Genomic DNA, 23,655 nt, shown 5'->3' on the forward strand with positions numbered 1-23,655 from the left:
GTGCGGGCCGCCCGTGGGGACAGGGACGAAGAACCGAAGGGGGAATTGTAGACCCCCGACAAAAGCCTACGACTGGGGATCTGCGTCGGCCAGGCGCCCCAGGATGAGCGCGATGCGCAACGTGAACGCCGAGCGGACGTCCGACGGCGACCATCCGGTGACGTCGGTCACACGTCGGAGCCGGTAGCGGACGGTGTTCGGGTGCACGAAGAGCATCCGGGCCGCGCCCTCCAGGCTGCTCGCCTGCTCCAGATAGACACTGAGCGTCTCCAGGAGCGCCGAGCCCGCTTCCTCCAGCGGTCTGTAGATCTCCTCCACCAATTGCTCCCGCGCGGCCGGGTCTCCCGCGATCGCCCGCTCCGGAAGCAGATCGTCCGCCAGAACCGGACGCGGGGCGTCCTGCCAGGCCCCGCACGCCTTGAGTCCGGCGGCCGCGGCCTGGGCGGACCGCGTGGCGGCCAGCAGGTCCGGCACCACAGGACCCGCGACCACGGCGCCCGCCGCGAACGGCCCGATCAGCGACTTGGCCACCGCCAGCGGATTGTCGCTGCCGCCCGCGATCACCACGAGCCGGTCCCCGAGCACCCCGGTCAGCACCTGCAGCTTGGCGTGCCGCGATGCCCGCCGGATCGCCTCCACGGTCAGTTCGCTGTCGCCGTCGGGCGCGGTCCCGAGCACGACGCACACATGCTCCGGTGAGTTCCAGCCCAGCGCCGCGGCCCGGCTGACCGCGCCCTCGTCGGCCTCCCCGGACAGCACGGCGTTCACCACGAGCGACTCCAGCCGCGCGTCCCAGGCGCCCCGCGCCTCCGCCGCCTGCGCGTACACCTGCGCGGTGGCGAACGCGATCTCTCGCGCGTACACGAGCAGCGCCTCCCGCAGGACGCTCTCGTCGCCGGGCGCGGCCACCTCGTCGATGGCCGATTCCATGACCTCGATCGTCGTGCGCACCATCTCCACGGTCTGGCGCAAGGTGATCGCCCGGGTCAACTCCCGCGGCGCGGTGCCGAAGACATCCGTCGAGATGGCCTGCGGGGCGTCCGGGTGCCGGAACCACTCGGTGAACGCGGCGATACCCGCCTGCGCCACCAGCCCGATCCACGACCGGTTCTCCGGTGGCATGGCCCGGTACCAGGACAGCGTCTCGTCCATGCGCGTGATCGCTTGCGCCGCGAGCGCCCCGGAGGACTTCTCCAGGCGCTTCAGGGTCGCCGAGTGCGGGTGGGGATCCGCACGGACGTCCGGGCGGCGGTCCGCTTGTTCGTTCGCTGAAGGCTGCGCTGATTCCGATTGGGGCACGGGGACAAGACTGCCTTATCGGGACGGCTCAGCGGAGTGGAGGGTCCGAGGTGACCCCGGCGGAAGGCCGGAAACGGCGGCTACCGTGTACTGCGTGATTGATGTACGTCGCTCCGGCGACCGCTATCCGGGCGGTGACCCCGACGCGGGGATCGAGTCCTTCCACGCGTTCTCCTTCGGCCCGCACTACGACCCGGACAATCTGCGGTTCGGCGCGATCCTCGCCTGCAACGAGGAGCGTCTGGCGCCGGGCGCCGGCTTCGACGAGCACCCGCACAGCCACACCGAGATCGTCACGTGGGTCGTCACCGGCGAACTCACCCACCGCGACTCCACCGGTCACGAGTCGGTCGTGCGGCCCGGCGACGTGCAGCGCCTCAGTTCCGGTGGCGGCGTCCGCCATGTCGAACGCAACGACGCCACCGAGCCCCTCGCCTTCATCCAGATGTGGCTGGCCCCCCGGGACCCGGGCGGCGACCCCGCGTACGAAGTGGTGCACGGCATCGCCGACTCGACCCCGTACGACGTCTCCGCGGCGGGCGCCATGCTCCACGTGCGGCGCCTGGCCGAGGGGGAGCGGACGGAGCTGCCGACCGCCCCGTACGTCTACCTTCACGTGGTGCACGGCGAAGTGCGGCTGGCCGGAACGGTTCTGGGCCAGGGCGACGCCGCCCGCATCACCGGGGAGAGCGGCCCCGAAGCACAGGCGACGACGGACGCGCAGCTGCTGATCTGGGAGATGACCGGCTGACCCGGGCGCCGCCCGCCGCGACCGGCTCCGCTCGGTCAGAGCTCCGCGAGCACCGCGTCGGTGAACGGCGGCCACACCTCGGCCGCCCAGGGCCCGAACGCCCGGTCCGCCAGCGCGACACAGGCCGCACCGGCCTCCGGGTCGACCCACAGGAACGTGCCGGACTGCCCGAAGTGCCCGAACGTCCGCGGCGACGAGGAGCCGCCCGTCCAGTGCGGCGACTTGTGGTCCCGGATCTCGAACCCGAGGCCCCAGTCGTTCGGGTTCTGGTGCCCGTACCCCGGCAGCACGCCCTTCGTCCCCGGGTACTGCACCGTCATCGCCTCGGCCACGGTGCGCGGGTCGAGCAGCCGCGGCGCCTGCACCTCCGCGGCGAACCGCACCAGGTCGTCCACCGTCGACACCCCGTCCTTGGCGGGCGAGCCGTCCAGCGTGGTCGCCGTCATCCCGAGGGGCTCGAACACGGCCTGCCGCAGATACTCCGCGAACGGCATGTCCGCCGCCTTCGCGATGTGGTCCCCGAGCACCTCGAAGCCCGCGTTCGAGTACAGCCGCCGGGTCCCCGGCGCCGACGTCGTCCGGTGCTCGTCGAAGGCCAGCCCGCTGGTGTGCGCCAGCAGGTGCCGCACCGTCGAACCTTCCGGGCCGGCCGCCTCGTCGAGCTCGATCGCCCCTTCCTCGTAGGCGACGAGGGCCGCGTAGGCCGCGAGGGGCTTGGTCACCGAGGCCAGCGGGAAGCGGTGGGCCGTTGGCCCGTGCGTGCCCAGGACTGTGCCGTCCGCACGGACGACGGCTGCGGCGGCGGTCGGGACCGGCCAGTTCTCGATCAACGCGAGGCTCTGCATGCCCACGAGCCTAATTCCTCCGCAGGGACGCCCGTCAGGTGAGCCGGGTGTTCAGAGCGTCAGCCTCATCGAGGGCGCCGGGGTGCGGACGAACCCCAGGGAGGTGTACAGCGGCTCGCCCTGCACCGTCGCGTGCAGGTCGATCCGGCGCACGTCGCGGTCCCGGTACCAGCCCAGGAGCGCCTCCATGCAGGCTCGTGAGAATCCCCTGTGCCGGTACTCCGGGTCGGTGCACACGTTGGAGACGTGCCCCGAGAGGCCGAAGGGGTTTCCCGGAGAGCCCAGACCGCGATGCATCACCCCTGCCGCGCAGGCCGCGAGACGTCCGTCGCCTGTCGGGGCATCGACCACGAACGCCGCCAACTCGCTCTGTGCATCGGCGAGATGAGCCCGCAAGGTCTCGGTGGTGGCCGACTGCCAGCTCGTATCGGAGCTCGGGTTCATCGAGTCGAGCATGATCTTGCGCAGTCGGACCAGCTCTTCGGCGTCTTCAGCGACGGCACGGCGGACGAGGGGCATGATCCGCACGGTAGTGGGGTGCCCGCGCGGCTGTCGCCAGGAATTCCTTGTGATGCGCTTGCTTGGAGCGCACTCCAAGGTTCTAGCGTGGGGGCATGACGGTGATGGAGACCACGCCCGCACGTGCCCAGGCCGAGCCCGATCGGACCAAGGTCGATGTCTGTGCCTCGGCGCCGAGCGCCCATCCGCGTCCGGACGGCCAGGACCGCTACACGATCAGTGAGGTCGTCGCGTTCACCGGACTGACCGCGCACACCCTGCGCTGGTACGAGCGGATCGGCCTGATGCCCGATGTCGACCGCTCGCACACCGGTCAGCGCCGCTACAGCAATCGCGACCTGGACTGGCTCGCCTTCGTCGGCAAGTTGCGGCTCACCGGCATGCCGGTCGCCCACATGGTCCGCTACGCCGAGCTCGTCCGCCTGGGCGAGCACACCTTCGAGGAGCGCCGCGAGCTCCTCGAGTCGACCCGCCGCGACGTGCTGAACCGGATGGCCGAACTCCAGGACACCCTGGCCGTACTCGACCACAAGATCAACTTCTATGCGGGTGCCCAGCAGGTGCCCGAGCGAGTCTGAACTGTGGCTTTCCACTGTTGAGTTGAGAAGCAGCGGGCCCGTGGTGGGCCATCATGATCGCGGCCGTATGTGAAGGAGTGGACCTACGGTCCGGCAGGTGAACACGGCGCGCCCAAACCCGTTCTCCGCCGGCCCAGGCAGCCAGGTGCCTTCAATGTCCGGCCCGAGCTGTCGGACCTGCTGGGGGCGGCCCCCGTCGTCACAGCCGGCCGCCCCTGACGGTGGGGCGTTCCCTGCTGACTGACGTGCGGGGCCGTGGGTCCCGCCAGGCCCTTCACGCCAGACCCAGTGCGAAGACCGCGAATCCTGCGGCGAGCAGTCCCGCCAGTGCCCGGCGCCCCCGACTCACCTGCTTCCAGGGCGATTCGAAGCCCCGCGCGTAGCGACCTATCAGGGCGAGGAGTATCGCGAACAGCGGCAGCCACGCGAGGCGGGCCGCTATCCAGATCAGCGTGTCCGGCCCTGTGGTCAGGCCCGGTATCGCCCCGGCGAAGGACGCCGGGACCGCTGCCGCGAGCAGTGCCGTCTGATGCCAGCACAGGATGGTCATCGCCGACAGGTTGATCACTACGACCGGCGCCCACAGCGTCGGTCGGCGTCGCAGCAGACGGCCGATGCGGTCCCGCAGAAGTATCGCGGCGCCGCTCTGCGCGGCCGCCAGAGCGAGCACCAGAAGCGACGGAGGATGTGAGTTCGTCCGAGACTCGCCCGGTACCCCGACCATCGACGTCGGGTAGTGGAAGACGAGCAGGAGCGCCGCGAACAGTGCTGTTCCGCCGACAAGCAGGAACCACGCGCCGCGCCTGCCGAGCCTCTTCTCGCCCCAGCAGACGCCCAGTTGGTAGGCGAACATCCAGCCCGGCAGGAGATTCAGCAGGCTCAGCCAGGACGGCATCGCCGCGGCGAAGGGCCCGTACCGGAGGAAGTCGACGGCGGCCACCGAGCCCAGGAGCGGCGCCGCGGACCAGGCCCCGAGCCGTCGGGCGACCCGGATGCACCAGGGCGTGAGCGCGGTGATCACGGTGTAGACACCGACGAACCAGAGCGGCTGTATCACCAGCGTGGAGCCCGTCCGCAAGGTCGTCTCCGGCACCCCGACGGCGTACAGGACCGCAAGCATCACGGCCCAGACCGCCGTCACGCCCAGCACCGGACGGCCGAGCCGGGCCAGCCGGCCCCGCAGCCAGCAGGCCGTCGACGTGCCGCGCTCCCGAGCGCGGCGGTACGACAGGCTCGACGCGTACCCGCCCACGAGAAAGAAGACGCCGAGCATCTGCAGGATCCAACTCAGGGGTGCGAAGAAGCCGAACGAGGACAGCGGGCTCGCATTGTGCAGGGCGCCTTGGGAGTCCAGGGTGAAGCCTCCGAGGAGCCAGTGGCCGGTCGGTACGGCGAGCAGCGCCAGGGCACGCAGCCCGTCCACCGCCCGGTCGCGGTGGGCCGGTGTCCTCGCGTCGATCGTGGCGACAGCCGACGCGGCGGAGGCCCGCAAGGTGGTGAGGGTCATGAGGTCGCTCCGGTGGCGATGTCGGTGAAGGCGCGCAGCGAGTCCGTGCCGGGCGCGAAATAGCCGGTGTGGCCCTTCGCGCGCTCGGCGGGCACCCGTCGCGCTCCGAAGGCGGGGTCGGTGGGGTCGGCGCCGTGCCCCATGCCGAGAAGCTCGACATGGGGCACCCGGGAGATCCAGTCGCTGTCGTCCCGCGCCGCCCAGACCCGGGCTCTGGTGTGCAGATCGGAGACGCTGTCCGCGCGCAGTCCGGGCGAGCCGAGCACCACCAGGTCCGACGCGGGCAGCCGGGACGCAGCGAGCCCGCACACCACCGACCCGTAGCTGTGGCAGAAGACGGCCGGCTCCGGTGCGCCCGAGGCGGTGAGGCCCTGGACGAAGCGGGTCAGGCGGGGAGCTCCCGCCTCGGCGAGCCGGCCCGTGGCGGCATCAGGGCCGAGACCGACCGGAGTCGTGTACCCGACCCACGCCACCACCGCCGTACGCCCGTGCGCCGCTGTGTACAGGGACTTCGCCATCCCGGCCGGAGTCCCGTACACCTCCTTGGTCCGGTCGAACGACGTCAGATCGATGTCCGAGCCGGGGACGACGACGGAGACATGCCGGGCGGTCCGCAAGTCCCCGTACACCTCGGCCACTTGCCCTCGGCCCCGCGGGTCGAAGGCGAGTACCCGGCGGCCGGGCGTGAGGAGATCGGCGCAGCGCTCGGCGAGGGCGCGTGCCGCTGCCCGCGACTGTGGAGTCAGTGCCGTGTCCTGTGCGTCCGCGCGGGCCCGGGCGTGCTCGGCACGCAACGCCAGCCCGTTCGCCTCGTAGCGCAAGGAGGTCGGCGCACCGTCCAGGTTGCCGACGACCGACGGGTGTCGGGCGGCCAGCCTGTGCTGCTCGGCCGCGCTCAGCCCGCGAAAGAACGAGGCCATGCGCGCGGGGGTCGCCGTCTCGGGATCGGGCAGCTGCCGCCCCAGAGTGCCGTCCGCACGCCAGGACGCGGTGCCCGGTGGCGGGCCGGTGAGCGGACGCTGCTCGTGTCCCGATGCCCAGCCCGCAGTGCCCGCGACGATCGTCGTCGTGAGCGCGGCGGCGATCAGGGTGCGGCGCCCGCGTCGTTTCCAAAAGCCCAGGCCCATCGCCCGTCTCCCCTTCGTCCGTCGGCATGACGAGGGGAAGGTAAGGAGCCGGCTTCGGGCGGCACGTCACACTACGGAGCCAACTCGCGCCTGATACCTGGGTATGCGTACCTCATACCGCAGTAGGGGGTGTCAGGGCCGCACGCCGCTGATCTAGCAAGACGTCCTGATACCAATGGAGTTGCCGGGGCGCGATCCGGTGCGGCGCGGGGCGTGCGTCAGGTGAACCGGTACTCCGGTAGGGGTGCTACTGCTCGCCTGGCGTGACGAGCCCGGACTCGTACGCGAAGATCACGGCCTGTGCCCGGTCGCGCAGCCCCAACTTCGCCAGCACCCGGCCGATATGGGTCTTCACGGTCTGCTCGGCCAGGACCAGCTTCTGCGCGATCTCCTGGTTGGACAGGCCGCGTGCGATCAGCTCCAGCACTTCCAACTCGCGCGGCGTCAGACTCTTGAGCAGCGGGGAGCGCTCCCTGCGCGTCGGCCGCGTCTTGGCGAAGTCCTCGATGAGCCGCTTGGTGACGGTCGGCGCGAGCAGCGCCTCTCCCGCCGCGACGATGCGCACCGCGGCGATCAGATCGGCGGGCGGCGCGTCCTTGAGCAGAAAGCCGGACGCGCCCGCACGCAGCGCGGCATACACATAGTCGTCCACGTCGAACGTGGTCAGCATGATCACCTTGGGGCGGTGCACGACGCCCCGCGGCGGATCCAACAGCTCGCGCGTCGCCGCCAGTCCGTCCATCTCGGGCATCCGTACGTCCATGAGGACCACATCGGGGTGGGTGGACCGGCTGACGTCGACGCCCTGTCTGCCGTCCGGTGCCTCGCCCACGACGTCGATGTCGCTCTGCGCGGACAGCAGCGCGGCGAATCCCGCCCGCACCATGCTCTGGTCGTCGACGATGATCACGCGGATGGTCATGCGGGCCGAATTCCTTTACGCCGTGGGAGAGTCGGGCTCGGTCAACGGGATCCGGGCCGCGACACGGAAACCTCCGTCGGGCAGCGGTCCCACGTCCAGCGTGCCGCCGACCAACCGTACGCGCTCGCGCATCCCTACCAGCCCGTGTCCCGTGCCGGTCGACTCGATGGGGGAGGCGGGCTCCCCGGCCGGCCCGTTGACCACGATCACCAACAGCGCGTCGTCGTCCAGGCCGACCGAGATCTGTGTTCGTGCGCCGGGGGCGTGCCGCACCACATTCGCCAGTGCCTCCTGCACGATGCGATACGCGGAGAGGTCCACCGCGGGCGGCACATCGGCCAGTTGACCGACGAGTGTCAGCTCCGGGTACGACAGCTCGGCCGGTACGCCTCCGCGTATCGTCGCCTCCACCAGCTGTCGCAGATGCGCGAGGCCCGGCTGGGGCGCCAGGTCACCCTGCGTGTCCTCGCTGCGCAGCACGGCAAGCAGGCGGCGCATCTCGGTCAGCGACTCGCGCGCTCCCGCGGCGATGGACTCGAACTCCTCGCGCGTCGGTCCGCTCAGGCCCGGCAGCCGGTAGGGCGCGGAGTCGGCCTGCACCGTGATCACCGACATGTGATGAGCCACGACGTCGTGCAACTCGCGGGCGATTCTCGCCCGTTCCTCGAGCAGCGTGCGGCGGGTCCGCTCGGCCTCGCTGATCGTCTCCTGCTCGACGAGCTTGCGCTGTGTCTCGCCGCGCTCCCTCAACAGAGCACCCAACAGCAGTACCCCGCCACTCAGGACGATGAGCAGCACGCCCGTGTCCTGGCTCGTCCCGTCGCGGAAGAGGCCGAGGACGATGCTGACGACGACGGTGACCAGCCAGATGCCGACGAGAGTGCGGCGGCTCTCGCGCAGCGCCAGGGCGATGCACAGCACCACATAGCCCACGACGACCATGGGCGTCCACGGCGACGGATGGTGTGCGTCGCCCTGGAGCACAGGGATCGTGCCCAGCACGACGGCGACGATCGTGATGTACCAGGCGGTCAGCGGGCGGCTGACGGCGAGCAGCAGGGGAGCGGCTTGTGCCACACCGATGGCGCCGGCGAGGCCGCCGCCGACCCCGTAGTCGTGCGACAACACCTGCGTCGTGACCGGGATGAGCACTGCGACGAATCCCAGCGCGACCACGTAGGGCAGCAGCCGCATCCAGCGCTTGGGCGCCTGGGCCAGCAGCGGCTCGGACCGGTCGCCGCCGACGGCGACGGTGAGTGCCGAACCGGCCGCGGCCAGCCTGTCCCGCGCGCTGCGCAGTCCATGCCCCGGCGTACCGGACATGTGGCGGGGCCCCGCTCGTCCGGAGCCTTCGTCCGGTGTGCGGGGTGCCTGATCGGGAGGGGGCGGTGCAGTGCTCATGGCCCGTTCAGCGTAGGCAATGAGCCCGGCCCGTGCCGTCATACCGAGGTGCTCAACCGCACCTCATACCCAGGTATCACCAGCCACCTGGCGCACCCGGCTGTCACAGCTCCGCGAGCAGCTCGGCCTTCTTCGTCGTGAACTCCGCGTCCGTGACCAGCCCCGCCTGGTGCAGCTCGCCGAGATGACGGATGCGCTCGGCGATGTCCGCCGGGTCACGGCGTCCGGCCGCGGCGGACTCGGCGCGCAGGTGCCCGGCCGGCACCGGCGTGGAGCCCGTGGACCGCACGGCGGCGAGCACCGAGGCGGCGAAGGGGAGCGACTCGTGCACCGGCCCGTAGCCGAGTCCGAAGACCACGGCGGCCGGATCCTGATCGGCCTGCCCCGGCTGTTCCTCGGCCGCGTCACGGTGCAGCAGTCGCAGGTGCCCCTCGAACAGCTCGGGGGAGCGCCACTCCACGCCGCTCAGACCGGAGACCGGGAACGTCTTGTCCCCGGCCTTCCACTTCGCGGACGACGCGCCCGTCCAGAACCAGCGGAACGACACCGACGTCCCGTCGAAGGAGGCCTTGCCGTCGTACCCCTTGAAGTGCAGCGGAGCCTCGGGCGGCGCCACCAGATAGCCGTCCGGCCAGACGTCCTCGTCGGCGACGAGCCGGCCGCGCAGTTCGTCCGCGTAGTACTCGGCGAGGGTCTCCCGCTCCGCGGGCAGCACCAGGCGATAAGGGTCGCTGCCCTCCTTGAGCTGGCCCGCCGCGGCGTCCATCAGCGGATCGGTGCCCGGTCTCGGCACGGCACGCAGAACTACGGTCCCGCGCTTACCAGGAGTCAGAGTCACCGCCGCGATCGCTTCCAGAGGGATGCGGCGTTCGCCGAGCGCCTGAAGGAGCTTCGGCGTGCGGATCCCCCGTTCGAAGCGGATGAGCACGGAGTCGGACTCGAACTCCCAGGCGGCATGAAATCCGGCCAGTACGTCACCCATGCGGCTCATCGTATGCGGCACGCGCGCCTCCGTCGCCTGTTGCGTCAGACCGCTGTTTCGCAGATTTCTACGCGCGTCAGGTCGAGGCACTGCCGGAAAAACCCTCCCGACAGTGCTGGTTCGCGTCCGCACACCGCACCGATCGGTACGAGCCAGTTCCGATCTCGGCGAAGTTGCTGAGGCTGTCGGTGCCCGGTGCGAAGTAACCGGTGTGACCCTTGGCGTCCGCTGAGGAGACGACCCGTGCGCCGAAGCCCGAGGAGACCGGGTCGGCGCCGTGCCCGAGGCCGCCCACCTCCATGTAGGGCACGTCCTGGATCCAGTCGTCCTTGTCGCGGGTGGCCCACACGCGCGTGTGGGTGTGCAGTCCCGAAGCGTTCTCGGCACGCATGCCCGGGCTGCCGGCCACGGCGATGTCACTGACCCGCGAGGGCAGGTCGTGCGCCGCCACTCCGCACACCACGGAGCCGTAGCTGTGGCAGTACAGGGCGACGGGGGAGCGGCCGGGCAGGCCGCGCAGCATGGAGTTGAGCCGGACCGCGCCGTCGTCGGCGCGCATGGACGTGGCGGCGTCCACCCCGAGGCCGATCGGGGCCGTGTAGTCGGCCCACGCGATGACAGCGGTGCGGGTGTGGGGGCTCGCCGCGCGCTCGGCGGAGTACAAGGAGCGGGCCATGCCCACAGGAGCCGAGTACTTGCGGAACGTGCGCTGGAAGGTCAGCACATTCGTGTCGACCCCCGGCACGACGACCGAGACGCGCTGGGCCTTGTCCAGGTCGCCGAAGACCTCGGCGACCCGGCCGTTACCCATGGGGTCGAAGGCGAGGATCTTGCGGTCGGGATTCTCCAGGAGCGCGAAGCGCTTCATGCGTTGCTCGGCGTCGTGGTGGCCGACGGTGGACAGCCGGACGTCGTGCATGCGTTTGGCCTCGACCTTGCGGGCCTGGTCGAGGGCGACCCGGTTCGCGCGATAGCGAAGCTCGACGGGTGCGCCGTTCATGTTGCCGACCGCGAGCGGGTAGCGATCGGCGAGACGGCTGCGCTGGTGCGGTGTCAGCGAGGCGAAGAAGTGCGCGAGGCGGGTGGGGGAACCGTCGGGCGCGGGCAGGGCCCGTCCGTTCAGACTGCCGTGCTCCCATGCGGTGAGCGCGGCCTGGAGCGGCGATGTGACGCCCCGGTGATGACGCACCGCGGTCCAGCCGGTGGTCGCCAGCATGACGAACACGACGGCCAGCGCAAGCAGTGCGCGCCAGACGTTGAGTTGGGGGGACGAGTCGAAGGAAGTCACTGCGGGACACCCTAGGAGAAGCGCGGGGCACTCCGTGCAGCGGGTGAGGCAGATCACGGTTTCCGGGGTGTATTTGGGTAAAACCGGGCATAGTTGCAGTCAAGCCTTCACGCTGCGTAGGCGAAGAAGGCGCCTCACGCGCGCGGGAGTGCGACCGGGGTCACGTGACGGCGCCCACGTCGATCACACTCGGTCATGACTCCATCGCTCGCCCAACGACGGTTTCAGATGGTCGAGATACGACTCGGTGAGCGCACGAATGGCATCGACGCTCGCGTCCTCGCCGGCGCCCCACAGCCGCCCGGTCATCCGCATCACGCCGCTGAACGCGGCCACGGCCACGCGCGGTCGCGGATCGGCGTCCATGTCCAGCCCCTCCCGCTCGGCGATCACGCCCGCGATCTCCTCCTCCAGTTCGGTGGAGCGGCGCAGGTGCGCCGCGAGCAGCGTGGGTGTCGACTCGATCATCTGGTAGGTGCGCATGTGGAGTTCGACGGGGATGACCTCCTCCACCGAGCGGCTCAGGGCCTCCCAGGTGCCGAGGACCGTGTGGCGCAGCGCCTCGAACGGGCTCTCCGCGGCAGGGCGTTCGCGCAGCGCGGCGACGAAACGTGACTCCACCATCTCCTGTACGGCGAAAGCGGCCTCTTCCTTGTTCGCGAAATAGCGGAAGAAGGTGCGCTGGGAGACCTCGCAGGCCTCGGTGATCTCGTCGACCGTGGTGCGGTCGAACCCCTGGGACGTGAAGAGCTCAAGTGCGGAGCGCAGCAGAGCGTTTCGCGTGCGCTGCTTCTTGAGTTCACGCAGGTTCAATCGGGGCGCCATGGTCCTCTTTCTGGCTGTTTGTGCAGACCACCGTACTGTGAGCGACGTGACAGTTACCGACTTGTGAAATGCTTTGTCAACTGTCAGGGGCTGTCACTAGCCTCGAACACATGACTAGTCAGACCACTGTCGACAAGACGGACCGGGTTCCGGAGCCCGACCCCGTCCCGGCACCGGCCAAGGGGCTGCGCGGCCACCCCTGGCTGACTCTCTTCTCCGTCGCGATCGGCGTGATGATGGTTGCCCTCGACGGCACCATCGTCGCCATCGCCAACCCGGCCATTCAGAAGGACCTCGGCGCGAGCTTCGCCGACGTCCAATGGATCACCAACGGCTACTTCCTCGCCCTCGCGGTCACGCTGATCACCGCGGGCAAGCTCGGCGACCGGTTCGGACACCGGCAGACCTTCCTCATAGGCGTGGTCGGCTTCGCCGCCGCCTCGGGAGCCATCGGTCTGTCCGACAGCATCGCGTTCGTCATCACGTTCCGCGTGTTCCAGGGTCTGTTCGGCGCGCTGCTCATGCCCGCCGCGCTCGGCCTGCTGCGGGCCACCTTCCCCGCCGAGAAGCTGAACATGGCGATCGGTATCTGGGGCATGGTGATCGGTGCGTCGACCGCGGGTGGTCCGATCCTCGGCGGTGTGCTCGTCGAGCACGTCAGCTGGCAGTCCGTCTTCTTCATCAACGTTCCCGTGGGCGTCCTGGCTCTCGTCCTCGGGCTCGTCATCCTCCTGGACCACCGTGCCAAGAACGCGCCGCGGTCCTTCGACATCGCCGGCATCCTGCTGCTGTCCGGCGCGATGTTCTGCTTGGTCTGGGCCCTCATCAAGGCGCCGGCGTGGGGCTGGGGCGACGGTATGACGTGGACGTTCATCGCCGCGTCCGTGCTCTGCTTCGCGCTGTTCGCGATCTGGGAGACCCGCGTCGCGGAGCCGCTCATCCCGCTGTCCCTGTTCCGTTCCGTGCCGCTGTCGGCCGGTGTGGTCCTGATGGTGCTCATGGCCATCGCGTTCATGGGCGGTCTGTTCTTCGTCACCTTCTACCTGCAGAACGTGCACGGCATGAGCCCGATCGACAGCGGTCTGCACCTGCTGCCGCTGACCGGCATGATGATCGTCGCCTCGCCGCTGGCGGGCGCGATGATCACGAAGGTCGGCCCGCGCATCCCGCTCGCGGGCGGTATGACGTGCACGGCCATCGCCATGTACGGCATGTCCACGCTGGAGGCGGGCACCGGCAGCGGCATCATGTCCGTCTGGTTCGGACTGCTCGGCCTCGGCCTCGCGCCGGTGATGGTGGGCGCCACCGAAGTCATCGTGGGCAACGCGGCGATGGAGCTCTCCGGCGTCGCCGGCGGACTCCAGCAGGCCGCCATGCAGATCGGCGGCAGCCTCGGCACCGCCGTCCTCGGTGCCGTCATGGCGTCGAAGGTCGACAGCGATTTCGCGGGCAACTGGGCGGACGCCAAGCTCCCGCCGCTCTCGGCCACGCAGCTGGACCAGGCCTCCGAGGCCGTGCAGGTCGGCGCCGCCCCGGTGCCGCCCGGCACGCCGGCCGCGCTCGCCGAGAAGATCACGAGCGTCGCCCACGACACCTTCATCTCCGGCATGAGCCTGGCCTGCCTGGTCGCCTCGGGAGTCGCGGTCGTCGCGATCCTCGTCGCGATGCTGACCAAGCGCGGTGCCAACGCGGAGGCGGGTGCGGGTACCGCGCACATCTGACGCCGGACGGATCCCGCGTACGTCGCCCCAGCTCATGGGTGTCGGACGGCACCGTCCTCAGTCGTGACGAGGCGCTGAAACCGCCCTTGTGAGGGAAGCCCCCGGGGAACTTTCCGGGGGCTTTCGCTTATCCGGGTGACGCCGCCCGGCAGCCCTTCCCGGAACCTGATCCTCCGGGCCAAAGTGTGAGGCAAGCGATCAGTCGCGAACGCAACTGGTCGATACGACACGGGGGTTGAAACACATGCGTACGTCCATGCCCATGATCGTCACCGCAGCCGCACTCGCCGCGACCGCTCTCACACCCGGTCCCGCCGCCGCGGCGTCGCCACCGACACTCGGCGCCTGCGCGGCGGGGGAGCTGTGCCTGTGGGGCAAGGCCGGGTTCAAGGGACCCCGGCACACCTACGAACTGGCTGGGACCGACATCGAGAGCTGCGTCGCGCTGCCGGAGGGGAGCAGCGCGGCGTCCCTCGCCAATCGCACCGGCCGTCCCGTCACCACCTATCAGTCCGCGGAGTGCGCGGAGACAGGGGAGTTCCAGACCTACCCCGGCAGTGGTACCTGGGAACCCGAATCGCCCTATCGCACACGGGCGTTCAAGATCTGGGAGAGATGACGCAACCCGGGCGCCGTGCGCGTTGGACAGAGCGCGCGCGATAGACAACGGCCGACGGGGTACCCGAAGCATTGCCCGAGTCCGGACGAACTCGAGGAGTGATGATGGCGGGCTTCGGACACACCACGCGCAAGCACCCCCGTTCACGCGGTCGCACGAGGTCGCGGAGCGGGCCGGACCGCGCGACGCTCGGAATCATCGGGTTCATCTGCGCGATCGCCGGGTTCTTCGTCCTGGGGATCGTGCTGGGACCGGTCGCCCTGGTCTGCGGCTGGCTGGCCATGGGCCGGCGCTGGGCCGGCACGCAGTCCGTGCCGGCGCTGGTCGCCGTGGTCCTCGGCGCGATCGACACCCTGCTCGCGATCGCCTGACCGGCCTCGGCGACCGGTCACGCCGCGGGCGGGCGGTTCCGAGCCCGAGTCCGAGCGGCTGACCGCTCCGCGCGGTCAACTCCACGCGGCCCCGGACGAGTTCCCGGGGCCGTCTCCGGAGGCACCCGCGCCGCCGGGCTGCGGCACATCCGGCTCACCCGGAGCCATGGGTGCAACCGCCTGGGGGACGCCCGGTCGCGCCACGCCTGCCGGCGCCACGCCTGCCTGTGCCATGCCCGACGTCAGCACATCGCCTCGCAGGAAAAGCCGGAGGGCGGCGGGGCCCAAAGCCCCGCCGCCCTCGGACAAGCGGACTGCTACGCGTCGCCCCCGGCCGCGCCCGGGTCGGCGGCCGTGACGTCGAGCAGCTGGTACCGGTCGATCGCCTGCTTGAGGACCGAGCGGTCGACCTTGCCCTCACGCGCCAGCTCGGTGAGGACCGCGACCACGACCGACTGCGCGTCGATGTGGAAGAAGCGGCGCGCGGCGCCCCGGGTGTCGGCGAAGCCGAACCCGTCGGCACCGAGCGACTGGTAGGTGCCGGGCACCCAGCGGGAGATCTGGTCGGGCACCGAGCGCATCCAGTCGGAGACCGCGACGAACGGACCCTCCGCGCCGGACAGCTTCTGCGTGACGTAGGGCGTGCGCTGCTCCTCCTCGGGGTGCAGCAGATTGTGGCGCTCCACTTCCACTGCCTCGCGGCGCAGTTCGTTCCACGAGGTCGCGGACCACACGTCGGCCCGCACGTTCCACTCCTGCGCGAGGATCTGCTGGGCCTCCAGCGCCCAGGGGACGCCGACACCCGACGCCATGATCTGCGCGGGGATCGTGCCCGCGGTCCCGGTGCTGATGCGGTGGATGCCCTTGAGGATGCCCTCGACGTCGACATCGGCCGGTTCCGCGGGGTGCTGGATCGGCTCGTTGTAGACGGTGAGGTAGTAGAAGACGTCCTCGCCGGGCTTGCCGTCCTCGGTCGGGCCGTACATCCGGCGCAGACCGTCCTTGACGATGTGCGCGATCTCGTAGGCGTACGCCGGGTCGTAGGCGACACAGCCGGGGTTGGTCGAGGCCAGCAGCTGCGAGTGACCGTCGGCGTGCTGGAGACCTTCGCCGGTCAGCGTCGTGCGGCCCGCGGTCGCACCGAGGACGAACCCGCGCGCCAGCTGGTCGGCCATCTGCCAGAACTGGTCGCCGGTGCGCTGGAAACCGAACATCGAGTAGAAGACGTAGACCGGGATCAGAGGCTCGCCGTGCGTCGCGTAGGCGGAGCCGGCGGCGATCAGGGAGGCCGTGCACCCCGCCTCCGAGATGCCGTCGTGCAGCATCTGGCCGGTCGGCGACTCCTTGTAGGCGAGCAGGAGTTCGCGGTCCACGGACTCGTACTGCTGGCCGAGCGGGTTGTAGATCTTCGCGCTCGGGAAGAAGGAGTCCATGCCGAAGGTGCGGTACTCGTCGGGCGCGATCAGCACGAAGCGCTTGCCGATCTCCTTGTCCCGCATGAGGTCCTTCAGGAGCCGGACGAACGCCATGGTGGTGGCGATCGACTGCTGGCCCGAGCCCTTCTTCACACCCGCGTACGCCTTGTCGTCCGGGAGCTGAAGCGGCTTCGCGCGCACGACACGGGTCGGGACGTACCCGCCGAGCGCCTTGCGGCGGTCGTGCATGTACTGGATCTCTTCGGAGTCGCGGCCGGGGTGGTAGTACGGCGGGGCGCCGCCCTCCAGCTGCGCGTCCGTGATCGGGATGTGCAGCCGGTCGCGGAAGCCCTTCAGGTCGTCGACCGTCAGCTTCTTCATCTGGTGCGTGGCGTTGCGGCCCTCGAAGTTCGGGCCGAGGGTCCAGCCCTTCACCGTCTGCGCGAGGATGACCGTCGGCTGACCCCTGTGCTCCTTGGCCGCCGTGAACGCCGCGAAGATCTTCTTGTGGTCGTGACCGCCGCGGCCCAGGTGCAGGATCTGGTCGTCGGTCATGTTCTCGACCATGGCGCGCAGCCGGTGGTCGTCGTTGAAGAAGTGCTCGCGGATGTACGAGCCGGGCTCGGTGGCGTAGGTCTGGAACTGGCCGTCGGGCGTGGTGTTCAGCTTGTTGACCAGCACACCGTCGCGGTCCTGTGCGAGCAGCGGGTCCCAACTGCGGTCCCAGACGAGCTTGATGACGTTCCAGCCGGCCCCGCGGAACTGGGACTCCAGCTCCTGGATGATCTTGCCGTTGCCGCGCACCGGACCGTCGAGGCGCTGCAGGTTGCAGTTGACGACGAAGGTGAGGTTGTCGAGACCCTCACGGGCGGCGATGGAGAGCTGGCCGAGGGACTCGGGCTCGTCCATCTCGCCGTCGCCGAGGAAGGCCCACACGTGCGACGTGGAGGTCTGCGTGATGCCACGGGCCTCCATGTAGCGGTTCATCCGGGCCTGGAAGATCGCGCCGAGCGGGCCGAGGCCCATGGAGACGGTGGGGAACTCCCAGAAGTCCGGCATGAGGCGCGGATGCGGGTACGAGGAAAGGCCGTTGGGCGCCTTCGACTTCTCCTGGCGGAAGGCGTCGAGCTGGTCCTCGGTGAGCCGGTCCAGGAGATACGCGCGGGCGTAGATGCCCGGCGAGGCGTGCCCCTGGAAGAAGATCTGGTCGCCGCCGTCGCCCTCGTCCTTGCCGCGGAAGAAGTGGTTGAAGCCCACGTCGTACAGCGACGCCGAGGAGGCGAACGTGGCGATGTGTCCGCCGACGCCGATGCCGGGGCGCTGGGCGCGGGACACCATCACCGCTGCGTTCCACCGGGTGGCGTTGAGGACCTTGCGCTCGATCTCCTCGTTGCCGGGGAAGAACGGTTCGTCCTTGGTGGCGATCGTGTTGATGTAGTCCGTGCTGCGCATCTCGGGCACGGCCACGCGCTTCTCGCGGGCCCGCTCGATCAGTCGGAGCATCAGGTAGCGGGCCCGCTCGCGGCCGCGTTCGTCCACTGCGGCGTCAAGGGAGTCGAGCCACTCCTGGGTCTCTTCTGGATCGAAGTCCGGGACCTGGCTGGGAAGACCGCCAATGATGATCGGGTTGCGATCGGATCCGGAAGCCACGCTGTTCCTTCACTGTCGGTGATGCCACTGTTCCACTGTCGGCTGCGCCGGTGTCCATCGTGTACCTCGGAATCGGAATCGTCATCTCTACCGAGAGGTAATCCGAAGGTCCGGCGCGTGATCCTCGAGCGGCTGCGAACAAATCGCAACGATACGCCCATCTCGCTCAGGTGTTCCCTGCGTCTGTTCGGTCCCGGTTACGCTGTGTGCCTGGGCAGGGCGGGCAAACCTGGCAGATCGGTGTGGCGTACATCACTGACCTGTGGGAATCCTTGACAGGGGTTGTGGTGGCACGGCCTGGAACGTCACCGTTTCGGCGGTCTAGACGGCCGGGTACTTGCGCGATCCGTCGCGCACGTGTGGACTACGGCCAACGCTTCGCGCGTGCGCGATGCTGCAGACAACTTCGTAAACATGATCAGGAGGCAATCCGTGAGCGCGACCGCGGACCACGCGGAGACGAACCTTGCCGTGAGGCTTGGTTTCCAGACCGACATGGTGGTCCAGGAGATCGGCTACGACGAGGACGTCGATCAAGAGCTCCGTGAGGCCATCGAGGCCACAACCACCACCGAGCTCGTCGACGAGGACTATGACGACGTGGCTGATGCCGTGGTGCTCTGGTTCCGTGAGGACGACGGGGACCTTACTGATGCGCTGGTGGATACCACCACGTACATCGAAGACGGCGGTTACATCCTGCTTCTGACGCCGAAGACCGGACGGGACGGGTACGTCGAGCCGAGCGAGATCGGCGAGGCCGCCACCACCGCCGGCCTCTCGCAGACCAAGGGCGTCAGCGTCGGCAAGGACTGGACCGGGAGCAGGCTGGTGACGCCCAAGACGGCCGCCAAGAAGCGGTAGCCGTCCCGGCGGAGCGAGATCCCACGTGGAGGGCCCTGTGGGCACGAAAGTGCGCCCACAGGGCCTTACGCATGCCCGCGGCCGGGCGGCCGGTGGGCGGCCGTTCCGGATCGCCAACTAGGCTGAAGCCACCCGAACAGCCCCATCGAAGGGAAGCTTCACCATGGCGATCGAGGTCGGCACCAAGGCTCCGGAGTTCGAGCTGAAGAACCAGCACGGCGAGACCGTGAAGCTCTCGGACTACCGCGGCGAGAAGAACGTGGTGCTGCTCTTCTACCCGTTCGCTTTCACCGGGGTGTGCACCGGCGAGCTCTGCGCGCTGCGCGACGAGCTGCCCGCGTTCGTCAACGACGACGTGCAGCTGCTCGCCGTCTCGAACGACTCCCCGTTCACGCTGCGCGTCTTCGCCGAGCAGGAGGGCCTGGAGTACCCGCTGCTGAGCGACTTCTGGCCGCACGGCGAGACCTCGCGCGCGTACGGCGTCTTCGACGAGGAGAAGGGCTGCGCGGTGCGCGGCACCTTCATCATCGACAAGGAGGGCGTGGTCCGCTGGACCGTCGTCAACGGCCTGCCGGACGCCCGTGACCTGAACGAGTACGTCAAGGCGATCGACGCTCTCTGAGACCCCTCCGGGGTACGACACCCTGTATTAAGCCTCGCCGGAGGCGGGAACCCGTCACTAGGATCCAGACGTTGATCCGATGCCAGACGCACTACGGGGCTCCCCGCCCCCAAGACCATAGGGAGGACTCGTGGGAGTCAGCCTCAGCAAGGGCGGCAACGTATCGCTGAGCAAGGAGGCCCCGGGCCTCACGGCGGTCGTCGTGGGCCTCGGTTGGGACGTCCGTACCACCACCGGTACGGACTTCGACCTCGACGCCAGCGCCATTCTGACCAGCGCCGAGGGCAAGGTCCGCAACGACCAGGACTTCGTGTTCTTCAACAACCTGAAGAGCGCGGACGGCTCGGTCGAGCACACCGGCGACAACATCACCGGTGAGGGCGAGGGCGACGACGAGCAGATCAAGGTCAACCTCGCGACGGTCCCGGCCGACGTGGACAAGATCGTTTTCCCGGTGTCGATCTACGACGCCGAGAACCGCCAGCAGTCGTTCGGCCAGGTGCGCAACGCGTTCATCCGCGTCGTGAACCAGGCGGGCGAGGCGGAGATCGCCCGCTACGACCTCTCCGAGGACGCCTCCACCGAGACCGCGATGGTCTTCGGTGAGCTGTACCGGCACGGTGCCGAGTGGAAGTTCCGTGCCATCGGCCAGGGCTACGCGTCGGGTCTGCGCGGTATCGCGCAGGACTTCGGCGTCAACGTCTGAGCCGAAGGGCAGCACCCCGCTCATCCGTCCGGCGCCGCACTGCTTCAGTGCGGCGCCGGACGCGCTCGACAACAGCAGTGCCTTACATCCGGGGAGGACCAGATCATGGGCGTCACGCTCGCCAAGGGAGGCAATGTCTCCCTCTCCAAGGCCGCACCGAATCTCACCCAGGTCCTTGTCGGGCTCGGATGGGACGCACGCTCCACCACCGGAGCCGACTTCGACCTCGACGCCAGCGCGCTGCTGTGCAGCGGCGGCCGGGTCATGGGCGACGAGTGGTTCATCTTCTACAACCAGCTCACGAGCCCCGACGGCTCGGTCGAGCACACCGGTGACAACCTCACGGGCGAGGGTGAGGGCGACGACGAGTCGATCATCGTCGACCTCTCCAAGGTGCCGGCCACCTGCGACAAGATCATCTTCCCCGTCTCGATCCACGACGCGGACAACCGCGGGCAGACCTTCGGACAGGTCAGCAACGCGTTCATTCGTGTCGTGAACCAGGCGGACGGCCAGGAGCTGGCCCGCTACGACCTCTCGGAGGACGCCTCCACCGAGACCGCGATGATCTTCGGCGAGGTGTACAGGTACGGCGGGGAGTGGAAGTTCCGGGCCGTGGGACAGGGGTACGCGTCCGGACTTCGGGGCATCGCTCTAGACTTCGGAGTCAACGTTTCATAAAGCGTTCCTAAAGCCGTGCACGGAGCGGGGGAGCCCCGTACAACCAGCACGGGGAAACCCGTACACACGATGGGGTAGTCAGTGGTTCTGAAAACCTTCGGCTGGTCGTTCGCGATCACCGTGCTCGGTCTGATCGCAGCGGTGTTCTACGACGGATGGACCGCGTTCGGGGTCGTCGCGATCCTGGCCATCCTGGAGATCTCGCTGTCCTTCGACAACGCGGTGGTCAACGCCGGGGTCCTGAAGAAGATGAATGCCTTCTGGCAGAAGATCTTCCTCACGATCGGTGTGCTCATCGCGGTCTTCGGCATGCGACTGGTCTTCCCCGTCGTGATCGTCGCGATCAGCGCCAAGATGGGCCCGATCGAGGCCGTCGACCTCGCGTTCAACCAGCCCGACCGCTACCAGCAGCTGGTCACCGACGCGCACCCGTCGATCGCCGCGTTCGGTGGCATGTTCCTGCTGATGATCTTCCTCGACTTCATCTTCGAGGAGCGGGACGTCCAGTGGCTGCGCTGGATCGAGCGGCCGCTGGCCAAGCTCGGCAAGGTCGACATGCTGTCGGTGTGCATCGCGCTGATCGTGCTGCTGGTGTCCTCGATGACGTTCGCGATCCACGCCCACCAGCACGGCGGCGTGCACGTCGACAAGCAGGCGACGGTGCTCATCTCCGGTGTCGCGGGTCTGATCACCTATCTCGTGGTCGGCGGTCTGTCCGGCTTCTTCGAGAACCGTCTCGAGGAAGAGGAGGAGCGCGAGCACGAGGAAGAGGAGAAGGCCGCCCGTGAGGGCAAGCCCAAGTCGGCCGTGGCGCTGGCGGGCAAGGCCGCGTTCTTCATGTTCCTCTACCTCGAGGTCCTGGACGCGTCGTTCTCCTTCGACGGCGTGATCGGCGCCTTCGCGATCACGAACGACATCGTCCTGATGGCGCTCGGCCTCGGCATCGGCGCCATGTACGTCCGTTCGCTCACGGTCTACCTGGTCCGCCAGGGCACCCTGGACGACTACGTGTACCTGGAGCACGGCGCGCACTACGCGATCGGCGCGCTGGCCGTGATCCTGCTGGTCACCATCCGCTACGAGATCAACGAGGTCATCACGGGCCTCGTCGGTGTCGTCCTGATCGCCTGGTCCTTCTGGTCGTCGGTGCGCCGCAACAAGGCGCTCGCGGCCGAAGAGGGCGGCTCGGGCAGCCCGGACAAGTCCGAGGTGTCCTCCGGGGTCTGACCGGAACCCGAGGCCCGGTGTTTGACCAGGGGGCCTTTCTTGGAACCCTCTGAACGGGGCGGTCGTACGAGGACAAGTCCTCCCGCGGCCGCCCCGTCGGCATGAACGGGCAGGAACGGGCAGTACGGGTACGGCACTTGGGGGCGGCATGTCCTTCTGGGACAAACTCTGGCGCGGACGCTCCGCGCAGTTCGAGTTCGATTCGGGCAGCGCGGCGACCAACGCCATCGAACTCACCAAGCGGCATCCGGTCGTCTCGCTCTCCAAACAGGGCGCGGCCACCGGCAACCTGCGGATCAACCTGTCCTGGCGGATGCGGACCTCGGACATCGGCGGGTTCGAGAAGAACAGCCTGATGCGGCACCCGTTCAGGATGTTCAAGCCGGACGTCGTGCAGGCGCACACCCAGTCCATGGTCAACGTCGACCTGGACCTCGGCTGCCTGTACGAGCTGATGGACGGCGAGAAGGGGGTCGTCCAGCCGCTCGGTGGCTTCTACGGCGATCTCAACGCGCCGCCGTATGTGAAGTCGAGCGGCGACGATCGGTTCGGCTCGGCGTCCGGTGAGACGATCTACGTCAATCTCGATCACCGCGACGCCATCAAGAGACTGCTCGTCTTCGTCTACATCTACGACCAGACGCCGGCGTTCGACCGTACGCACGCGATCGTGACGCTGTACCCGAGCAACGGGCCGCGGATCGAGATCAGCCTGGACGAGCGGGCACCGCAGGCCCGCTCCTGCGCCGTCATCTCCATCGAGAACGTCAAGGGCGACCTGGTGGTGCGGCGCGAGGTGAAGTTCGTCTACGGCTTCCAGGCGGAGCTCGACCGGCTGTACGGCTGGGGGCTGCAGTGGGGCCGGGGCTACAAGTCCAAGACGGGCGGGCGGTGACCGCCCGCCCCCGTGGCGCTCAGCGCCCGATGAACTGCGGGCCCTGCGGCGGGAGCCTGAAGGCCGGGTCGGGGTAGGCCGGCGCCGCCACCGGCTGCGGGTACCCGTACGCGGGCTGGGACGGCGGCGCGGGCTGCGTCGCGGGCTGCGGCGGGTAGCCGTACATCGGCGGCTGCTGGGGCGGCAGCGGGAACGACGGGGCCGGAGCGGGGGCGACCGGTGCCGTGGCGGGCTCCGCCGAGGCCGAGTCGTCGACCGAGATGCCGAAGTCCGTGGCGAGGCCGACCAGACCGTTCGAGTAGCCCTCGCCGACCGCGCGCAGCCGCCAGCCGTCGCCGCGCCGGTACAGCTCGCCGCAGATCATCGCCGTCTCGGCGCCGGTCTCCGGCTTGATGTCGAAGTACGCGAGCGGCTCGGCGCCGTCGGCGCCGGCGTCGTGGACGAACATGCGCAGCGCCTGCACGTGCTCGAACGCGACCTCGTCGGCGGAGGCCGTGAAGAGGATCCGGGTGATCTCCTGCGGGATGCCCGCCAGATCCGCCTGGAGGGTGTCCGTCATGCCCTCGGGCACCCGCTTCTGGCCGAGCCGCCAGACCTTCCCCGAGGGGTGCCTGGGCTGGTTGTAGAAGACGAAGTCCTCGTCGGAGCGGACCTTGCCGTCCGCCCCGAGCAGCAGCGCCGAGGCGTCCACCGCCGGGACGCCCTGCCCCGGGGTCCAGCGGAGCACGGCGCGCACCGCCGTGGCCTCGAGCGGGAAGTTCGCCCCCTTGAGCATCGCGTGCGTCATGCGGTCATCCTGCCTTCCCGCCGGGGGCCGGGACAACGCGGGGTGCCGTGATC

23 protein-coding genes are annotated in these 23,655 nt (G+C 69.3%); 11 read left to right on the top strand and 12 right to left on the bottom strand.

Translation table 11 applies throughout. The annotated features are described in order from the left end of the window. Nucleotides 1-66: 66 nt before the first annotated feature. Complete coding sequence (fasR, locus tag ACQUQD_RS27985) at nt 67-1,299, bottom strand: fatty acid biosynthesis transcriptional regulator FasR (RefSeq protein ID WP_428954901.1); 1,233 nt, start codon at nt 1,297-1,299, stop codon at nt 67-69. Nucleotides 1,300-1,393: 94 nt separating this feature from the next. Here fasR and ACQUQD_RS27990 point away from each other — a divergent pair, with 94 nt between their 5' ends. Further along, the gene (locus ACQUQD_RS27990) at nt 1,394-2,050 is read left to right on the top strand and encodes a pirin family protein (protein ID WP_428954902.1); all 657 of its coding nucleotides are present in this window, start codon (nt 1,394-1,396) and stop codon (nt 2,048-2,050) included. Between the two features lie 35 nt (nt 2,051-2,085). Here the strand turns inward: ACQUQD_RS27990 and ACQUQD_RS27995 are convergent, their stop codons facing one another. Then, nucleotides 2,086-2,901 (bottom strand): serine hydrolase domain-containing protein, encoded by an 816-nt coding sequence (locus tag ACQUQD_RS27995; protein WP_428954903.1) that lies wholly within the window; start codon nt 2,899-2,901, stop codon nt 2,086-2,088. Between the two features lie 45 nt (nt 2,902-2,946). Beyond that, nucleotides 2,947-3,414 (bottom strand): GNAT family N-acetyltransferase, encoded by a 468-nt coding sequence (locus ACQUQD_RS28000; RefSeq protein WP_428954904.1) that lies wholly within the window; start codon nt 3,412-3,414, stop codon nt 2,947-2,949. Between the two features lie 95 nt (nt 3,415-3,509). Here ACQUQD_RS28000 and ACQUQD_RS28005 point away from each other — a divergent pair, with 95 nt between their 5' ends. After that, nucleotides 3,510-3,992 (top strand): MerR family transcriptional regulator, encoded by a 483-nt coding sequence (locus ACQUQD_RS28005; protein ID WP_428954905.1) that lies wholly within the window; start codon nt 3,510-3,512, stop codon nt 3,990-3,992. A gap of 274 nt (nt 3,993-4,266) precedes the next feature. Here ACQUQD_RS28005 and ACQUQD_RS28010 read toward each other — a convergent pair whose 3' ends face one another. The 7 genes from ACQUQD_RS28010 to ACQUQD_RS28040 form a co-directional block, all read right to left on the bottom strand. Beyond that, nucleotides 4,267-5,499 carry an acyltransferase family protein gene (locus ACQUQD_RS28010; protein ID WP_428954906.1) on the bottom strand — a complete coding sequence of 411 codons (1,233 nt, stop codon included), beginning with the start codon at nt 5,497-5,499 and terminating at the stop codon, nt 4,267-4,269. After that, nucleotides 5,496-6,626: an alpha/beta hydrolase gene (locus ACQUQD_RS28015; RefSeq protein ID WP_428954907.1), complete on the bottom strand. Its 1,131-nt coding sequence runs from the start codon at nt 6,624-6,626 to the stop codon at nt 5,496-5,498. The genes ACQUQD_RS28010 and ACQUQD_RS28015 overlap by 4 nt, the downstream gene beginning before the upstream one ends. Nucleotides 6,627-6,873: 247 nt before the next feature. After that, nucleotides 6,874-7,548 carry a response regulator gene (locus tag ACQUQD_RS28020; RefSeq protein ID WP_428954908.1) on the bottom strand — a complete coding sequence of 225 codons (675 nt, stop codon included), beginning with the start codon at nt 7,546-7,548 and terminating at the stop codon, nt 6,874-6,876. Nucleotides 7,549-7,563: 15 nt separating this feature from the next. Next, on the bottom strand, nt 7,564-8,949 hold the full coding sequence (locus tag ACQUQD_RS28025) for a sensor histidine kinase (protein WP_428954909.1): 1,386 nt from the start codon (nt 8,947-8,949) through the stop codon (nt 7,564-7,566). 103 nt (nt 8,950-9,052) lie between these two features. Then, nucleotides 9,053-9,931, bottom strand: a complete 879-nt coding sequence (locus ACQUQD_RS28030; RefSeq protein ID WP_428954910.1) for a DUF4429 domain-containing protein — start codon at nt 9,929-9,931, stop codon at nt 9,053-9,055. Nucleotides 9,932-10,007: 76 nt separating this feature from the next. Further along, nucleotides 10,008-11,219 (bottom strand): alpha/beta hydrolase, encoded by a 1,212-nt coding sequence (locus tag ACQUQD_RS28035; protein ID WP_428954911.1) that lies wholly within the window; start codon nt 11,217-11,219, stop codon nt 10,008-10,010. 183 nt (nt 11,220-11,402) lie between these two features. Continuing rightward, entirely contained in the window at nt 11,403-12,044 is a 642-nt protein-coding gene (locus ACQUQD_RS28040; RefSeq protein ID WP_428954912.1) for a TetR/AcrR family transcriptional regulator, read from the bottom strand. A 110-nt stretch (nt 12,045-12,154) separates the two neighbouring features. On the opposite strand from ACQUQD_RS28040, the gene ACQUQD_RS28045 reads away from it, so the two are divergent. From ACQUQD_RS28045 to ACQUQD_RS28055, 3 genes are all read left to right on the top strand, one after another. Further along, entirely contained in the window at nt 12,155-13,765 is a 1,611-nt protein-coding gene (locus tag ACQUQD_RS28045) for an MFS transporter (protein ID WP_428954913.1), read from the top strand. A gap of 244 nt (nt 13,766-14,009) precedes the next feature. After that, nucleotides 14,010-14,384 (top strand): peptidase inhibitor family I36 protein, encoded by a 375-nt coding sequence (locus tag ACQUQD_RS28050; RefSeq protein WP_428954914.1) that lies wholly within the window; start codon nt 14,010-14,012, stop codon nt 14,382-14,384. Nucleotides 14,385-14,485: 101 nt separating this feature from the next. Further along, the gene (locus tag ACQUQD_RS28055) at nt 14,486-14,755 is read left to right on the top strand and encodes a small hydrophobic protein (RefSeq protein WP_428954915.1); all 270 of its coding nucleotides are present in this window, start codon (nt 14,486-14,488) and stop codon (nt 14,753-14,755) included. 317 nt (nt 14,756-15,072) lie between these two features. Here ACQUQD_RS28055 and aceE read toward each other — a convergent pair whose 3' ends face one another. After that, nucleotides 15,073-17,820, bottom strand: a complete 2,748-nt coding sequence (aceE, locus tag ACQUQD_RS28060) for a pyruvate dehydrogenase (acetyl-transferring), homodimeric type (RefSeq protein ID WP_428954916.1) — start codon at nt 17,818-17,820, stop codon at nt 15,073-15,075. Nucleotides 17,821-18,252: 432 nt separating this feature from the next. Here aceE and ACQUQD_RS28065 point away from each other — a divergent pair, with 432 nt between their 5' ends. The 6 genes from ACQUQD_RS28065 (at nt 18,253) to ACQUQD_RS28090 (ending at nt 22,815) form a co-directional block, all read left to right on the top strand. Then, entirely contained in the window at nt 18,253-18,684 is a 432-nt protein-coding gene (locus ACQUQD_RS28065) for a DUF3052 domain-containing protein (RefSeq protein ID WP_324776036.1), read from the top strand. 163 nt (nt 18,685-18,847) lie between these two features. Then, on the top strand, nt 18,848-19,306 hold the full coding sequence (locus ACQUQD_RS28070) for a peroxiredoxin (RefSeq protein WP_428954917.1): 459 nt from the start codon (nt 18,848-18,850) through the stop codon (nt 19,304-19,306). 130 nt (nt 19,307-19,436) lie between these two features. After that, on the top strand, nt 19,437-20,012 hold the full coding sequence (locus ACQUQD_RS28075) for a TerD family protein (protein WP_428954918.1): 576 nt from the start codon (nt 19,437-19,439) through the stop codon (nt 20,010-20,012). A 105-nt stretch (nt 20,013-20,117) separates the two neighbouring features. Then, nucleotides 20,118-20,693: a TerD family protein gene (locus ACQUQD_RS28080; protein WP_428954919.1), complete on the top strand. Its 576-nt coding sequence runs from the start codon at nt 20,118-20,120 to the stop codon at nt 20,691-20,693. 81 nt (nt 20,694-20,774) lie between these two features. Next, nucleotides 20,775-21,920: a DUF475 domain-containing protein gene (locus ACQUQD_RS28085; protein WP_428954920.1), complete on the top strand. Its 1,146-nt coding sequence runs from the start codon at nt 20,775-20,777 to the stop codon at nt 21,918-21,920. A 148-nt stretch (nt 21,921-22,068) separates the two neighbouring features. After that, nucleotides 22,069-22,815, top strand: a complete 747-nt coding sequence (locus ACQUQD_RS28090; RefSeq protein WP_428954921.1) for a TerD family protein — start codon at nt 22,069-22,071, stop codon at nt 22,813-22,815. Nucleotides 22,816-22,834: 19 nt separating this feature from the next. Here ACQUQD_RS28090 and ACQUQD_RS28095 read toward each other — a convergent pair whose 3' ends face one another. Continuing rightward, the gene (locus ACQUQD_RS28095; RefSeq protein WP_428954922.1) at nt 22,835-23,602 is read right to left on the bottom strand and encodes a TerD family protein; all 768 of its coding nucleotides are present in this window, start codon (nt 23,600-23,602) and stop codon (nt 22,835-22,837) included. Nucleotides 23,603-23,655 lie beyond the last annotated feature (53 nt).

Origin of the sequence: Streptomyces sp. cg35 (genome assembly GCF_050410835.1) — a bacterium.
In the GTDB taxonomy this organism is placed as follows: domain Bacteria; phylum Actinomycetota; class Actinomycetes; order Streptomycetales; family Streptomycetaceae; genus Streptomyces.

Coding starts and splice junctions, on each gene's coding strand:
- ACQUQD_RS28020 (WP_428954908.1), bottom strand. CDS start 7,548: ATGACCATCCGCGTGATCATCGTCGACGACCAGAGCATGGTGCGGGCG.
- ACQUQD_RS28010 (WP_428954906.1), bottom strand. CDS start 5,499: ATGACCCTCACCACCTTGCGGGCCTCCGCCGCGTCGGCTGTCGCCACG.
- ACQUQD_RS28005 (WP_428954905.1), top strand. CDS start 3,510: ATGACGGTGATGGAGACCACGCCCGCACGTGCCCAGGCCGAGCCCGAT.
- ACQUQD_RS28025 (WP_428954909.1), bottom strand. CDS start 8,949: ATGAGCACTGCACCGCCCCCTCCCGATCAGGCACCCCGCACACCGGAC.
- ACQUQD_RS28050 (WP_428954914.1), top strand. CDS start 14,010: ATGCGTACGTCCATGCCCATGATCGTCACCGCAGCCGCACTCGCCGCG.
- ACQUQD_RS28070 (WP_428954917.1), top strand. CDS start 18,848: ATGGCGATCGAGGTCGGCACCAAGGCTCCGGAGTTCGAGCTGAAGAAC.
- ACQUQD_RS28095 (WP_428954922.1), bottom strand. CDS start 23,602: ATGACGCACGCGATGCTCAAGGGGGCGAACTTCCCGCTCGAGGCCACG.
- ACQUQD_RS28015 (WP_428954907.1), bottom strand. CDS start 6,626: ATGGGCCTGGGCTTTTGGAAACGACGCGGGCGCCGCACCCTGATCGCC.
- ACQUQD_RS28040 (WP_428954912.1), bottom strand. CDS start 12,044: ATGGCGCCCCGATTGAACCTGCGTGAACTCAAGAAGCAGCGCACGCGA.
- ACQUQD_RS28000 (WP_428954904.1), bottom strand. CDS start 3,414: ATGCCCCTCGTCCGCCGTGCCGTCGCTGAAGACGCCGAAGAGCTGGTC.
- ACQUQD_RS28090 (WP_428954921.1), top strand. CDS start 22,069: ATGTCCTTCTGGGACAAACTCTGGCGCGGACGCTCCGCGCAGTTCGAG.
- ACQUQD_RS28030 (WP_428954910.1), bottom strand. CDS start 9,931: ATGGGTGACGTACTGGCCGGATTTCATGCCGCCTGGGAGTTCGAGTCC.
- ACQUQD_RS28045 (WP_428954913.1), top strand. CDS start 12,155: ATGACTAGTCAGACCACTGTCGACAAGACGGACCGGGTTCCGGAGCCC.
- ACQUQD_RS28080 (WP_428954919.1), top strand. CDS start 20,118: ATGGGCGTCACGCTCGCCAAGGGAGGCAATGTCTCCCTCTCCAAGGCC.
- ACQUQD_RS28055 (WP_428954915.1), top strand. CDS start 14,486: ATGATGGCGGGCTTCGGACACACCACGCGCAAGCACCCCCGTTCACGC.